Source organism: Leptospiraceae bacterium (assembly GCA_016708435.1).
Classification (GTDB): domain Bacteria; phylum Spirochaetota; class Leptospiria; order Leptospirales; family Leptospiraceae; genus UBA2033.
The window spans coordinates 14,188-28,535 of the sequence record JADJFV010000015.1 but is presented as its reverse complement, the minus strand read 5'-3'; the positions used below and the strand labels follow the sequence as shown (position 1 = coordinate 28,535).

The window sequence follows — 14,348 nt, the reverse complement described above, 5'->3', positions numbered from 1 at the left end:
TTGCTCAACTTCTTCACCGCTTTTGCAGTGAGCTTTTTAGGGTCAATTCCACTTGGCTCTATCAATCTCACTGCTCTTCAAATTTACCTTAAAACTAATTTTAGATCGGTTGTTTACTTTTCTTTATCCGCTAGTTTCATTGAATTCTTTTATTCCTATCTCGCAATCAAAGGAGAAATTCTTCTTTCGGAGAATATTTTTTTAAATTACATCTTTTCTTATATTACGATGTTTGCTTTTTTTGTTTTAGGAGTTTTAAACATAAATGCCAAAGAGAAAAGCATTATAGAGTCTAATATATCTTTGTCGCATTCCTATTTTAAAGTCATTCGTAAGGGTTTTGTCCTAAGCATCTTAAATCCGCAGGCTATTCCTTTTTGGCTTGTATTATCTAATTTTTTAGAGAAACAGGATTTAGTGAAATTTCATTCCACTGCGGATATGCTATATTACACGTCAGGTGTAGCTTTCGGAACTTTCTTTTGTTTATTGGTATTTGCTCTATTTGTTGGTAAAATTCTAAAACAAATACAAATCCGAATGAAAATTTTAAATCGTGCTATCGGAATTTTATTCATTTCGCTAGCACTGTTTCAATTTGGAAAAATACTTTTTACGATAATTCGCTAAAACAAATTTATTCTATGAATTACAAATCCACACCAAGATAACTCAAATTAAAAGATTTATTATTGAGCGGAAAATCCCCGATTAACTCACCGCGGACAGCGAGTTCGAGAGCATGCCAGTTGAGAACGGATGGATCTCTCACATAGGACTGTAGAATTTTTCCTTCAACCGAAATGTCTAGTGCTACTAAAACAGGACCGCGCCAGCCTTCTACGGAAGAATAATAAAGTCCAGGTTTGAATTTCTTTTTCTTTTGAATTAAGAAATCTCCTCTTGCGGGAGCGGATGGAGTCAACTTGGGTAAAATATGGATTAGCCAGTCAACACTGTTCTTTAATTCCGCATAACGCAAATAAAATCTTGCCCATGCGTCGCCTAATAGTTGTTCTTTGTATTCTTCTAACCAGAGAGTCATGCCTGTCTTAATATAAAGCTCTTCTGATAAACGAAGATCTTGGGTTACTCCTGTGCATCTGGCAGCCATGCCAACAAAACCATTTCGGTAGACTTGGTTTCGGCTAATCGTTCCGCAGTCATGAAGCCTTTCGCGAATCGTGGAAGATTTGAGTGCTCTTAGAATTTGTGTCTCGACTCGATGAAATGCATTTTTTAAATTTTCACAAAGAGCCATAAGCTCCTCTTTGGAAAAATCTTTTTTTAATCTAACCTCTCCGGGGAAAATGCAAGCCTTTCCAAAACGAGAGCCGGTCAAGGTCTCCATTACCCCGAGTGGAACTCCCCTATCTGTAGAGCAAACTCCAAGTAGAGGATAATAACCAATATCTCCTGCAATGGCTCCTAAATCGGCAATATGAATGGCTACTCTTTCGATTTCCAAAAGAACTAATCGCAGAAGTTTTGTTTCATCCGATAACTTCATGCCGGCTGCTTGCTCGAATACATTTGCAAAGGCTGTTGCATAGGAAATGGTTGAATCAGATGCAATAGCTTCGGCTAATGGCATTGCTTGCATTGCAGTTCTATTCTTTAATAAATTATAAATTCCACGCTTTTGAAATCCTAATCGAATATGTAGAAACTGGATGACTTCTCCTGTAACATAAAAACGAAAATGACCTGGCTCAATAATTCCAGCGTGTATAGGACCAACTACATGGTAATAGCTATTATTTCCAATGGGAAGTTTTAGCCCTCGATATTCTAAATTCTTTAGCGTCTTATCAGAATTAACCGCAACAAACAATTCTCTTTTTCTTTCTTCTGTTCTTAGATAATCTGGATCGAGGCTATAGTCTTCGAGTTCGCCTCCGGATTTTCCAAGGCTATGCCTAAGTAGTGCTAATGGATATTCCAGATTATTGTAATTATCCTCTGCCTTGAAATTTTTTACAGAGTTCATTTTGATACTCGTTGGACTTTGGGCAAATGTGAAGTATTCTCCCGTTCTATCGAGCTTGAAAATTCCAGTATTTATATTATATCGGAGTGATTTAGGCATTGTCAAGTCCTCCTGTTGAGAACATATAAAATCCGTAGGCAGCAATTAGAATTGCAATGGCGAATAAGAACAAAGTTAAGCCAATTCGTATTCTAATCATTTTTATATTTTCAGGTTTGAAACCTCTCGAATCTATGTTCATGATTGGAAGTATTTTATAAAGTGTAATTGCGAAGAATGTAATTCCAAGACATGGAACTAACGTATACCAGTAATAGGAATGCTTGACAGCCATACGCATTGCCATCATGTCCGATAAGAACATGGGAGAAATTGGAACGGCAAACGCCATAAATATGGAACCCAAATATATAAATTTTGAAATTGGATGTAATCCATCTTTTGGATTTATATCGTCAATGATTCTACTTGATAAATCTAGTCGAAGAGCTCCAAGAGATCCAAAAATTAAAGCTTTAATTACAACCAGACTCGTAAGAGCTAAATAAAAAATTTCATCCGAAGTATTGAGCCAGAGGAAAACACCGATTGCCCCGTTGTGAAACAGTGCGATCAGAGAGGTAATTCGCCGTATGTCTCTCACTTGGTAAAGTGTTAAGATACTATAAATCATTGTCGCCACTCCCATAACGAGTAGGGCGTTTTTTGAACTGAAGTGGGGAATGAGCATTAGCTCATCCATTTTTACAAGCGGACGAAGAGCAATCGAAACCGAAACTGGAATTAAGGACGCAAACAATGCGGATATTTGACTAGGACTTTCCGAGTAAGTATCACTCACCCAATATTGATTCGGGAATAATCCCAGTTTTGTGGAATATCCAAATACAATGAGCCAAATCCCTACTTCGATAATTGGATTTTGTTTTGCTTGGATATTTTGCATGATGACATTGATATTCATGGATACAACATTGTGAACTCCATAAGAAAGAATTACCAATCCCAAAAACGCAATGCCCATTCCGAAAGAATTTAAGAATAGAAATTTCCAAGCAACGTTAGTCGCCTTTTCGTTTTGACTCATGGAGATGAGAAGGGCTCCGATGAGAGTGCAGGCTTCAATCAAAACCCACTGTGTTGCAAAATCTGTCATAAACCAGGAGATGATTAATACAAAATAAAATGCCCCAATCAGGGGAGACCAACGTCGCACGCTCGCATCACTTTTGGTAAATGCGAAGTAAACGCTAGAAAAGAGATTTAGAAAAATAACAAAGCTAACGGCTGTTAGTGTATATAGGTTCATCTTCTATCCTTCAATAAATTTTTATAAAAATCTACTCGTGTTTGCAATGATACCGCCGCAACGATAACAAGAAGCGCATCTACGAATGCAATCAACTCTGTTCCAAATGGTAAGCCTTTGTTTAAAATAAGCGTTAGTAGAAATACACCATTCTCAAACATAACAAAGCCAATAATTAAAACTACCCAATGTCTTCTGGCTATGAATGTTAAAATTCCAAGGTAGATTAAAAGCAAAACATATATTAAACCTACTTTATCAATTTGCACAGGAAGTTCTTTCAATCCATTGCTGATTTTTAAAACAGCAAATAAACCTGGAATAAAAAGTAAAAGTGTAATAAAATAACCAAATCTTGGATTTGTATGCTCGGTCATCTTCAGTCTTTTTAAAGTCGTGATTAAGATATAAGGAGTCAAAAAAGTTTTGAAGGTGAGGATAAGAACGATTAACATCCAGAAGTGAAACTCTTTGAAGTTATACACTTGAAAGACAGAGCCGCAAAGTAAAAAGCCCTGCACTGCAATCACAATGATTTGTCTGGACAATCTATTCTCTACTAGGATAATGATTCCAGTCAAAAGAAGTAGTAAGTAAATTAAATCAAATATCATATTAGTTTTACCAATGTTCCAAAGACAATTAAGAATAAGAAAGTTAAGCCGATGGTTTCGGGAACCCAAGTCCATTTTCTTCTAGAGCTAACGGCTTCCCAGTATCCTATGACAGCGGCTAACAGGAGTGCGCCCCCGAAGGAAACCAAGTTTGTGAGAAAGGAAGGAATTTCCAATCCATAAATATCATGAGAATGTTCTAATGCAAGTTTTGTGATAAAAGTCATAAAGCTTGCAATTTTTATTTGGTATCCTATTTCGAATAACGCCATGGATTTTCCAGAAGCTTCGAGTAACATTGCTTCATGCACCATGGTTAATTCCAAGTGAGTTCTAGGGTCATCAAACGGCGGTCTAGCTAATTCAGCCAATATTGCTACAATGCTCACTGAAAGAAAGAGTGCACCTAACACTAATCCAACCCATGAAAAGACCATCGACATTTTGGATTGAGCAACAATGATTAAGAAAATGATGATAGGCTCTGTCGCGATGAAAAGTAAAATTTCTCTAGAGGTGCCGAGTCCTCCAAAAGAAGTGCCGGTTTCCATTGCGTAGCCTGTGAGTGCAATTCTTTGTAGCCCTAGAAAAAAAGGAATCATGATAAAGGGAGACCATTCAAAAACTACAATAGACCAAATCATCAGAGATGAAAAAAGGGCAAACACAGGACCTATTTCGCAGAAGATTCCAGAAAGGACTCCGTCAATTGGAGATTTTTGAAGCAAGCGGATAATATCGTTTACATTCTGTAGAAGAGGCGGACCTTTTCTTCCTTGCGCCCTTGCGCGCACTTTGCGAATAATGCCGCCCGTAAAAAGCGGAAGAGTAAAAAAAGTTATGACCATTATGAAAATTGTCAATGTAAGATTGTTCATAAATTTACCCCGAGAAAGCTTTGGTATGCCAATAAAATTCCAATTGAAAATAATAAGCCAACAGCAGAAAGAAAAAGGTAGGTAGATAAATCTCCTGTCTCAAAAAACTTACTCCAGAATCTCCCAAGATTCAAGATTCGCGTGATTAAATTTAATATGGAAGAGTCTATTCGTGATTCTCCGCTACCCAATTGTAAGTATTTTCCCATTGTCTCAAACATTGGATCTGAGATGACAGAGCCTGGAATGGAAACTTCATGACCACGAAACTGACTTCCGCAATCCCAGAGTTGTCTGGTTTTAATCTTATGAGAAAACTTTGTCGTAAATACAATTATCCCGAATGCAATGACTAATATAGATATGCCGGAAACCTGAAAAATCCAAAAGATGAAATTGGATGAAAGGTTAGAACGAAGAATATCAAAAGAATAAAAAGGAATCCATATCAGAATAGGAATGGCTAATATTAATATACCAATGCTAGATAAGGATCTAGATAAGAAGGGAGAAGGTATTAATTGCTCTTTCGGTGGATTTCTTGGAACAGATAAAAGTAGAGTCAGGAAAAGCTTTAGATGAGCCGCACTACCAACGACTAGTCCTGTGCAAATAAATACCAGTGCCGGCAAAATGAGAGTAGACGCTGATAAGGGAAGATCTATGACTACTGTTGTTAAATAGAGAAAAGTGGATTCAGAAAGAAAACCAACGGTTCCAGGGATCATTGCAAAGCTCAGACTTCCCATGCTTGAGGCTAAGAACGGTAAGCCGGAAATTCTGCCGATTCCTTTGCATTCGTCTGTATTAGTAGAGCCGCCGAGTTTTGCCAAATAACCAAAGGAAAGAAATTGGTATATTTTGGAAATAGAATGATGCGTTAGTGTGATATAGAACAAAATGAGAAAAGCATAACCAAGCTGGCTTAGGATTGGATTTTCATTGCCCATCCAAAACTTAGAAATCAAAAGATTAAGCCAAAGAAAATTGCTATTTTCTACAGTGCTATAAGCAAGTGTCTTTTTTAAATCTGAATGAAAGAAAGAGGAGATTCCTCCTAAAAAAATTCCAAGTCCAGAAAAGAAAATTAAAAACTCGATTGGACCGAAAGTCGCGAGGCTCGTGGGACTATATCGGAGAAATAGAATGAAGGGGAGATTGATCATTAGCCCCGAATAGGTTGCTGAGCCATGAGCCGGCGGTCCCGAGTGGGCTTCGGGAAGCCATAGATGCAACCCAGAAAATGCAGATTTAATAAGCAAAGCAATGAGTAAAAAGTAAAATCCCGTTGGATCATTTTCCGGTAAAAAAATCCATACACAGAGTAAGACCATAGAGATACTACTTGCGAGAAATAGTGCAACTATACTTCTAATGCCTTTCACAGTAAAAGGTCCACCGAGATAAATGAATATGGCGCCTACCGTTGAAATTTCCCAGAAGAAAAGAAGTAAGAAATTTTTTCCTGATAGATAAGACCCGGATAGCCCTAAGAAAAAAATAAAGTATCCGAAGAAAATTTTGTTTAGATTTTTATGTTCATAGCCTCGGACATAGAATAAAATAATGTTTCCTAGGATACCTTGAAGGAGTAAGCCAAAAAGAATAGGAAAGTCTTCTCCTAAAAAGTTTCTTTCTAAGTAGAGTCCAAATGGTATTGGTAGAAAAAGAGATATTCCGACTATCGCGTGAATGATGTTCATAGGTTCATTTAATCCTGTAGAATCTAAAGTGATTTTAGATTAATTATATTTTTCGAATAGAGATTAAATACTCAAGTCAAAGTAGTTTTCGGTGTCATGATGAGCTTGTCGAATCCATACTCAATAGAAATGTTCGACACGCTCAGGATGACAAATTACTAAAATCAAACTAGCTTGTCTATATCCCCATACTTAAATCCTTTGCTAGTATTTCTATCTTTTTTTTGGCTTTGCGCAATGGGTTTGGTTTATTGACATATAATTGAGAAGCCAAATCATAGTTTAGCTTAGGTTTGCTTCCAATAAAATTATATTTGTGGATAATTATTCTTACCCACAAATGTGAATGGACTTTTTATTAGAATTAAAACTTTTGATTGTAACCAAAACTAATGTAAAATAAGTTTTGGACAATTTTTTGCGACTGGTATTCTGCTTTTGCATAACTTTTTAATTCATTGGGAGCATCTAGTTTATCAATCGCAGAATAGACTGCTTCATTTTTTGCACCGTATAACTTCGAAGGATCGACCGTTTTTCCATCATACTGACTTCTATTTGGTTGTGCCTGGGTTCCTTGTGACAAAGTGTAATACCAGGTGTCATTGTCATACATATATACATCAGGTCGATAAACATGGTTTAAGCTAAAAAAGAAATCAGCAAAAAAGAACTTTAGACTTGTGCTTAAATCATAAAATCCGGATTTCTGATTGATGTTATCGTTTTGGTATTTGTAACCAAGATTAGAGGAAGGTTGAACTCTAAAAAATTTCCCTTCAAAGAAGGTGTGAGAAACAGCAAACGAACCATAATGCCCGCCGGCATAGATTGAGTTGTAATCAAAGGAGGATTGTGTGTAAAATGATATGGTTGGTTTGAGAGTTTGTTCTAAGAAAGGCAATCCCCAAAAAATGAAATATTCATCCCAAGAATACTTTGCATTTTTATCAAATTGATAATAGAACCAAATCCCCCAGGTAATGTCGCCGAATTTTTTATTTTGAAAGTTGTAGGCAAATGTGGTGAAACCTCCATCTGTTCTTGCCATTCCATTTTTCTCTTTGTGCTTTTTTACTGATCTTGGATCTACAAAGGATACACTTGGATCAGTGCAACCGTTTGCTCCATCTGATTCACATTTTGCATTTACAATATTTTGAGCGGGGTCAAAGAATAATCCTGAGTTGATGACATTGTTTGTGGATGGATCAGCTTGAATAGAATCTAATTTTGAAAACATTGCATTTGGATCAATGGCGCCAGCACCGGGGCTAGCTTGGAATATCCGCATATCCGAATCCCTATCTTCTCTACCGACTAACGCCAGATTACCCCAAAATTCTAAATAAAGACCTTTAATGGGAGCATTCAGTCTGATGTTTGGTTGATATGCCCAGTATTGGGTCGTGCCATTGTAGGCAGTGTTGTTTCTTCGGCTTAAATATTCTCCGCCATAACTATTTCCACGCCAAATAAAGTCCGAGACCACTTCATGTGTTAATTCAATACTCGGTTCGTTATTTTCTTCTGATGGATGAGCAGGATGAGGATGCACGCTTTTCGATCCGGCAGTTGAAGTATATTGTTCCTTTTCTTTATTTGTCGTATTTGTAATATCCTTTGAAGGGGATAATGGTTCTTTTGCGGAAGACTCTTCGTTTTTCTTTGCTTGTTCTTTTATCTTCTCGTCTTGCTCTTTATTTTTCTCTGTTAGAATTTCTATTTTCTCATAGAGTTCCTTAATCTTCTCGGCTAGACTAGAATCATTTTGTTTTGAGTCGTCAGTCGGTTCTTTTGCAGTTTTAGTCGGGATTGTTTCTACTGCCTTATCGAGTGTAACAGATTTTAGCTTTGCAATAGGAATGGTTTTTATTTTACCATTTACGTCCTTGTATTTAAGGATTTGTTTTGTTCGCTCAATTTGTGTTCCCTTAATTTTCTTACCATCTTTTAGAATAAACGTATCTGAATAAATCTCTATGCTTAAAAAGAGGAGAGTGCAAAGTATAATCTTGATTGTTCTCAAAGTCATCGAAGCCACCGTTAATTATTTTTTTGCACACTTATATAGATAACCTGTAATAAATCAAGACTTAATTAAGTCGGAATTGATTTTATTTTTGATCTAGAGCCTGATTGGCAAGTTTATCAGCCATTTTGTTTTTTTCTCTTGGCACATGATTGAATTCTATGCTAGCAAAATCTTTTCTTAGAGCATCAACTTGTTGCTTTATTTTTTGAAGCTCAGGATTTTTTGTTTTATAAATCCCCTGCATTTGACGCACAACTAATTCAGAATCTAAATGAATTTTGAGGTCTTTTTCGGATAATTCTTTGCATTTTTGCAAGGCGAAAAGCAAGGCTGTCCACTCGGCTACGTTATTTGTTTCTTTGCCGATCTTCTCAGAAATAGTGAAAACTACTTCAGTTGATTCACTATTTCTGTAGGCAACTACTCCGATGGAGGCAGGTCCTGGATTTCCCCGAGATGCCCCATCGCAATAAATGTAGATCAAAATAAAGTATAGATAAACGGAGAAATTGCTGACCCTTGAGTCATAACTAGCAATACTGATAATAATACTAGTAAGAAGATAATTGGGATTAGCCAAAACTTCTTACGTTCCATTAAAAATTCAAAAAATTCTTTTACTAAAGATAACATATAACCTCTTTAAAAATGTCTTTCGTAGTGTTTGATATTCATTTCTTTCTTTGGTCGTTCGTTCCAATAAGTGACCGCTTCTTTCTGTAAATTCTTATCGAGAATATCTTTTCGAAAGAGTCTGAGCAAAAGAGAAATCGGAACAACTGTAAGGATAAATACCACAAATAAAATAATACGAGTATTAACAACTCCTAATATATGAGCAAACTTCATCCAACCAGTGTGAACCGGTAGAATCCATTTGAAATTTATCACTCGAATAAGTAGGAATGCACTACCCAGACTTGCTAACGCATAAGAAATTTCAATTTTCTCTTTGTAATACAAAAACGCTGCAAGTGCTGATAAAAATATTCCACCGCCGAGAGAGAAGGACTTTAATTCTTTGTCTTTAGATTCTTGGTTAGTCGAGTTCAAATTCATTTTTCCAGTCATTATCATTTTTTAGTTCAGGTTGTTTTGTTTTATCCAAGATAAAATTTTCTACAACCAAATAGTCCATGTTTGTTCGCATAAAACATCTGTAAGCATCTTCAGGTGTGCATACGATTGGTTCGCCTCTAACGTTAAACGAAGTGTTGACCACAACACTACAGCCAGTCAATTTTTTAAATTCAGAAATTAAATCATAATAAGCTGCATGATCTTCGCGGGTAACAGTCTGAATCCTCGCAGAATAGTCAACGTGGGTAATAGAAGGCAAAGTAGATCTTGGCACATTTAGTTTTTCGATTCCGAAAAGCTTTTCTTGCTCTGGTGTCATTTTAATTCGAATTGAATCTTTGACAGGGGCAACAATTAGCATATAAGGAGAATCACCGTTATGTTCAAAGTATTTAGAAACATCTTCTCGCAATACTGAAGGGGCAAATGGTCTAAAGGATTCTCTGAATTTAATTTTTAAATTCATAATAGATTGCATGTTTTGAGATCTAGGATCTCCAATGATTGATCTAGCACCTAAAGCTCTTGGACCAAATTCCATGCGACCTTGAAACCAGCCGACTACTTTTTCTTCTGAGAGAACTTTTGCAGTTCGCTTTGCAACTTCGGTCTTTGCTACTTTTTCATAAGGAATATTGTTTGTTTTGAGATAATTTTCGATGTATTCTTCACTGTATTCAGGACCTAAGTAGGAAGCTTTTTGCATCTTTGCAAAATTGGTTCCTTTTCTAGGTGCATTGTTTACATGGTAGTGAGTAATGAGCGCAGCCCCAAGAGCAGAGCCAGCATCACCACTCGCAGGCTGAATCCAAATATCATCAAACGGACCTTCTCGGAGGATTTTGCCATTAGCCACACAATTCAGTGCAACACCGCCTGATAGACAAAGATTTTTCATGCCCGTTGTCTTGTGAATATGTTTAGCCATTTTTAAAACTACGATTTCTACAACTTCTTGGATCGAGCGCGCAAGATCCATTTCGCGCTGTGCCAATTTAGTTTCTGGTTTACGCGCAGGTGCTCCGAAAAGTTGATCAAACTTTTTGTTTGTCATCTTTTCTCCGCCAATGTAATCAAAGTATTCTAAATTAATTTTATAAGAGCCATCTTCTTTTAGATCTATGAGGTTATCTAATATTAACTGCACATATTTTGGTTCACCATAAGGGGCTAATCCCATTACTTTGTATTCACCGGAATTGACTTTAAATCCTGTATAATAAGTAATGGCAGAGTATAGTAACCCAAGTGAATGAGGAAATTTGATGTCGCTTAAAATTTCGATTCGGTTGTCTCTTCCTACTCCGAAGCTAGTTGTTGTCCATTCTCCTACACCATCGACTGTAAGAAAAGCGGCATCTAAATAGGGAGAAGGGAAAAAAGCTGCTGCGGCGTGAGACTCATGGTGTTCAGGGAAAATTAATTTTCCTTTGAATTCCTTTTTACCTAATTGTTTTTTGATTTCTTCGCCTGCAAATAGTTTCTGGCTCATCCAAATAGGAATCGCTTTCATGAAAGTAGGCAATCCTTTCGGTGCTGCACTGAGCGCTGATTCGATGATGCGCTCAAATTTCAAAAAAGGTTTATCGTAAAAAGCTACATAGTCTAAATCGCTTACTTTAATATTTGCCGTTTGTAGGCAATATTCGATGGAGCGATTTGGAAAATTCGCATCGTGACGCTTGCGAGTAAATCTCTCTTCCTGTGCAGCTGCGATTACTTCGCCATTCTTTAAAATGGCAGCTGCACTATCGTGATAAAAACAAGATATTCCCAAAATATTCATACAGGGATAATAATTTTAAGAGGACTCAATTTGTAAATTAGATAAGTGGTGACGATGTTTTTTTCTTGAAGATTTATCGTCTCGTTTCATTTGTAGCATTATATTTCTGCAAATTATCAGAGGATTCCGTTTGAGATACTTAAACAGGCAAACATTTAAACTTTTTTCTTTTAGTCTTATTACTTTTCTATTATTTATCCTCTTGTTACATTGGTTTTTCATTGGCTTATGTAAGATAAATCATATTCCTGGATTTAGGTTTGATACATTCTTAGATTCTAACATTAGGCTAGATAATCCGAATTTTGAAAAAGAGCTTACGGAAGGAGATATACTTATTTATCTACCTCAATCTAAATTAAGAAAATCTACTCCGGATGGCTTAACGTTAAATTTTGCCGGAGAGAATGTTACTTATTTTTCTGGTTATAGGAGAACGATACCCGTTCAAAAAGAAAAGGTTCCAGGAGTAAAGCGAGTAATTGCAGTAGGTGATAGTTTTACATGGGGCTGGAAAGTTTCAGATCAAAATACTGTTTCAAGTCATTTAGAGCAAGTTTTAAATCAGAGAAAGCCTGAGAATGTAAAAGCCATTGAAGTATTAAATGCAGGAATGACAGCATCTACAATCACCCATTCATATGAGAGTTTGAAAAATTATGATCTTAAATTTGCTCCCGATGTTGTTTTACTTACTTTTTGTGAAAATGATATTGCTGATTTAAAACAGAAGAGTAGCACGGATGCGTTTACATATGATATGCTAAAAAAAATTGGTTGGTTCGGTCCGATTCGTTTTTTTGTTGCAGGCAAATATAAAAAAGAAAGAGAAATTTTTCTAAGACAATTAAAAGAAATGAAACAAAATGAACTCATAGGAGGGAAGTTTGGGGCTAAGGCGCATATATCGCATATTGCCTGGCCAAATGATGTAATGGCTTTTATGAAAGCAAAGATAGGAAAGCAAGATATCGAGAATTTGCTTACGTTCTATTATTTAGGAAATGAAGGAAAAATCGTACCTTATACAAGAACGGAAGATGTTGAGACATGGGAGTTGTGGAAGGAATGGGAAGAGACTCTTGTTAAAATGAAAAGATTGAGTGAGTCCAAAAAATTTAAACTGATTGTATATACCTATCCAATTTTTGTGCGAATTTATGAGCCTCAGTTTGATAAGGAAAATACACCGGAAAATATTATTGACGCAATTTGCAAGAGACATGGGGTTACTCATGTTAATCCCCTCGCTAAATTTCGAGAAGCGGATATTGAAATGCGTAAAGAGAATAAGTTTATTTACATGCTTCCTGAAGACGGACATCCAACTTCCGAGGGAAATATTCTAAGTGCTAAGATTTTAGCGGATGAAATACTTCCTTTTCTGAAAGAGTGAATTATGAACTAATATTTTGATTCAATCGCGCAGTAATCGTTTGCAGTAATTCGGTGTTTTCCTCTAACACGACTGCCGTTTGTAAAATTTTACGAGAGCGGGAGTGAATAGTTTGGATGTTTTGTAAGATTTCCTTGCTGTAATTTCCCTGATCATTTGAGGTTAATTTTAATTTGCCAGACATGCTCTGCATTTCAGAGTTCTGATTTAGAACTTCTTTAATTAGAACCATTTCTTTTTTAACCTTTTCATCCATTTCATGAAGCTCTGATACGATTAGTCGAATTCCCTGCACAATATCGCGGATAGAATTAACGACTGATTGAATTCTGCCTGCTCCTTTTAGGGTCGCTGCATTCATTTCCTTGACTAATTCGCCTATTTGAGACGCATTTCTTCCAGCGAGGTCGGCGAGTTTACTTACTTCGTCGGCTACCACCGCGAAACCTTTTCCTTGGTCTCCTGCTCTTGCTGCTTCTATTGCAGCGTTTAGAGCAAGTAGATTGGTTTGCTTTGCAATTCCATAAATAATGGAAACAATATGTGATACCCTTGTCGAAATGTTTTTAATATTCTCCATTTCTTGAACGGTATCTTTTAGTTCTCCTTCTCCAGCTTCTGCTCGTTTTAATGCATCACTTCCTTTGATGGAGATAATTTGATTTACCCGCTCTGCTTCAAGCATTGCAGAATTGAGGTCTTTTAAGGAGGTTGAATTTTTTTCAGAAATATTATCTTGGGTTGAGGTAAGAGTTAATATACTATGAGTAGTTGCATTCGATTGATCAATAATATTGCTAATTTCATCCATGAGTTGTGATTGTTCATGATTGAGATTTTTGTTACTTGTCACTACTTCATTCATACTACTAAAGACTAAGTTTAATTCACTTATAGCATGTTTTGTTTCGGAGATAATTTTAGTTAGACTTTCGGATTGTTCATTTGCTTTGTTTTTAGATTCAATCTGCTCTTCTACTAACTCTCTTACATATCGAGTGCACGTTGTAGTGGTAATTGCCATTGCCCATAAGAATAAACTATTTATAACTACAAAGGACATGTCAAATGGAGCGCCGGGACCAGGAGTTCTCTTTACTACTTGCACGAAAATAATTGATAGAATGGTAAATAGGCATGATGTAAGGATACCAGCTATTAGGCTAAACCTGGGAGAAAAACGTAAACTGGCTCCTGCGATTAATAGAAAGTAGACACCGAATAAGGTTATACTTCTTACTCCTCTGGCAATTTCGTCTTTCGAGTCAAACCGTAAATAGCCGCTAATTACGAATGCAAATCCAATTAACTCGAAAACGATGCCATAGTATTTAAGCCAGGGATTGTAACGTTCACGGGAAAGGTTATAAAGCGAAGCTACAATAGAAAGACTGTAAATGAAAATCCCTGTTAAATAGTTGCCAATAATTTTAGGAACTTCATTTTGAACTAGGACTCCTACAATCACTCCGAGAGAGAAAATGGTAACTAAGAAAAGTCTTAGATAAATGGAAGCTTTTTCGCCTTTTCTTTCTAGTGTATATTTTTCATTCATGT

12 protein-coding genes are annotated in these 14,348 nt (G+C 36.4%); 2 read left to right on the top strand and 10 right to left on the bottom strand.

What is annotated here, in order from left to right; genetic code table 11:
- Positions 1–630 carry a LysE family transporter gene (locus tag IPH52_16840; GenBank protein MBK7056675.1) on the top strand — a complete coding sequence of 210 codons (630 nt, stop codon included), beginning with the start codon at positions 1–3 and terminating at the stop codon, positions 628–630.
- A gap of 19 nt (positions 631–649) precedes the next feature.
- On the opposite strand, the gene IPH52_16835 is transcribed toward IPH52_16840, so the two are convergent.
- The 9 genes from IPH52_16835 to IPH52_16795 form a co-directional block, all read right to left on the bottom strand.
- Positions 650–2,089: a metal (Ni/Fe) hydrogenase large subunit gene (locus tag IPH52_16835; protein ID MBK7056674.1), complete on the bottom strand. Its 1,440-nt coding sequence runs from the start codon at positions 2,087–2,089 to the stop codon at positions 650–652.
- Entirely contained in the window at positions 2,082–3,299 is a 1,218-nt protein-coding gene (locus IPH52_16830) for a formate hydrogenase (protein ID MBK7056673.1), read from the bottom strand. The genes IPH52_16835 and IPH52_16830 overlap by 8 nt, the downstream gene beginning before the upstream one ends.
- Complete coding sequence (locus IPH52_16825; GenBank protein ID MBK7056672.1) at positions 3,296–3,913, bottom strand: formate hydrogenase; 618 nt, start codon at positions 3,911–3,913, stop codon at positions 3,296–3,298. Before IPH52_16825 ends, IPH52_16830 begins: the two co-directional genes overlap by 4 nt.
- Entirely contained in the window at positions 3,910–4,791 is an 882-nt protein-coding gene (locus IPH52_16820; protein MBK7056671.1) for an NADH-quinone oxidoreductase subunit H, read from the bottom strand. Before IPH52_16820 ends, IPH52_16825 begins: the two co-directional genes overlap by 4 nt.
- Positions 4,788–6,494 carry a formate hydrogenase gene (locus IPH52_16815; protein ID MBK7056670.1) on the bottom strand — a complete coding sequence of 569 codons (1,707 nt, stop codon included), beginning with the start codon at positions 6,492–6,494 and terminating at the stop codon, positions 4,788–4,790. Before IPH52_16815 ends, IPH52_16820 begins: the two co-directional genes overlap by 4 nt.
- Before the next feature lie 364 nt (positions 6,495–6,858).
- A complete protein-coding gene (locus tag IPH52_16810) occupies positions 6,859–8,523 on the bottom strand; it encodes a hypothetical protein (protein ID MBK7056669.1) in 1,665 nt (554 codons plus the stop codon).
- Between the two features lie 88 nt (positions 8,524–8,611).
- Positions 8,612–9,013, bottom strand: a complete 402-nt coding sequence (locus tag IPH52_16805) for a ribonuclease HI family protein (GenBank protein MBK7056668.1) — start codon at positions 9,011–9,013, stop codon at positions 8,612–8,614.
- Positions 9,014–9,171: 158 nt separating this feature from the next.
- Complete coding sequence (locus tag IPH52_16800; protein MBK7056667.1) at positions 9,172–9,600, bottom strand: hypothetical protein; 429 nt, start codon at positions 9,598–9,600, stop codon at positions 9,172–9,174.
- The gene (locus IPH52_16795) at positions 9,569–11,395 is read right to left on the bottom strand and encodes a carbamoyltransferase (protein MBK7056666.1); all 1,827 of its coding nucleotides are present in this window, start codon (positions 11,393–11,395) and stop codon (positions 9,569–9,571) included. The genes IPH52_16800 and IPH52_16795 overlap by 32 nt, the downstream gene beginning before the upstream one ends.
- A gap of 130 nt (positions 11,396–11,525) precedes the next feature.
- On the opposite strand from IPH52_16795, the gene IPH52_16790 reads away from it, so the two are divergent.
- Positions 11,526–12,791: an SGNH/GDSL hydrolase family protein gene (locus IPH52_16790; GenBank protein MBK7056665.1), complete on the top strand. Its 1,266-nt coding sequence runs from the start codon at positions 11,526–11,528 to the stop codon at positions 12,789–12,791.
- A 1-nt stretch (position 12,792) separates the two neighbouring features.
- Here the strand turns inward: IPH52_16790 and IPH52_16785 are convergent, their stop codons facing one another.
- Entirely contained in the window at positions 12,793–13,854 is a 1,062-nt protein-coding gene (locus IPH52_16785; GenBank protein ID MBK7056664.1) for a hypothetical protein, read from the bottom strand.
- Between the last annotated feature and the right edge of the window lie 494 nt (positions 13,855–14,348).

What these genes read in the sequence shown, in the direction of transcription:
- IPH52_16815 (MBK7056670.1), bottom strand. Translation starts at nt 6,494, where the DNA reads ATGAACATCATTCACGCGATAGTCGGAATATCTCTTTTTCTACCAATA.
- IPH52_16785 (MBK7056664.1), bottom strand. Translation starts at nt 13,854, where the DNA reads ATGTCCTTTGTAGTTATAAATAGTTTATTCTTATGGGCAATGGCAATT.
- IPH52_16830 (MBK7056673.1), bottom strand. Translation starts at nt 3,299, where the DNA reads ATGAACCTATATACACTAACAGCCGTTAGCTTTGTTATTTTTCTAAAT.
- IPH52_16795 (MBK7056666.1), bottom strand. Translation starts at nt 11,395, where the DNA reads ATGAATATTTTGGGAATATCTTGTTTTTATCACGATAGTGCAGCTGCC.
- IPH52_16825 (MBK7056672.1), bottom strand. Translation starts at nt 3,913, where the DNA reads ATGATATTTGATTTAATTTACTTACTACTTCTTTTGACTGGAATCATT.
- IPH52_16835 (MBK7056674.1), bottom strand. Translation starts at nt 2,089, where the DNA reads ATGCCTAAATCACTCCGATATAATATAAATACTGGAATTTTCAAGCTC.
- IPH52_16800 (MBK7056667.1), bottom strand. Translation starts at nt 9,600, where the DNA reads ATGACTGGAAAAATGAATTTGAACTCGACTAACCAAGAATCTAAAGAC.
- IPH52_16820 (MBK7056671.1), bottom strand. Translation starts at nt 4,791, where the DNA reads ATGAACAATCTTACATTGACAATTTTCATAATGGTCATAACTTTTTTT.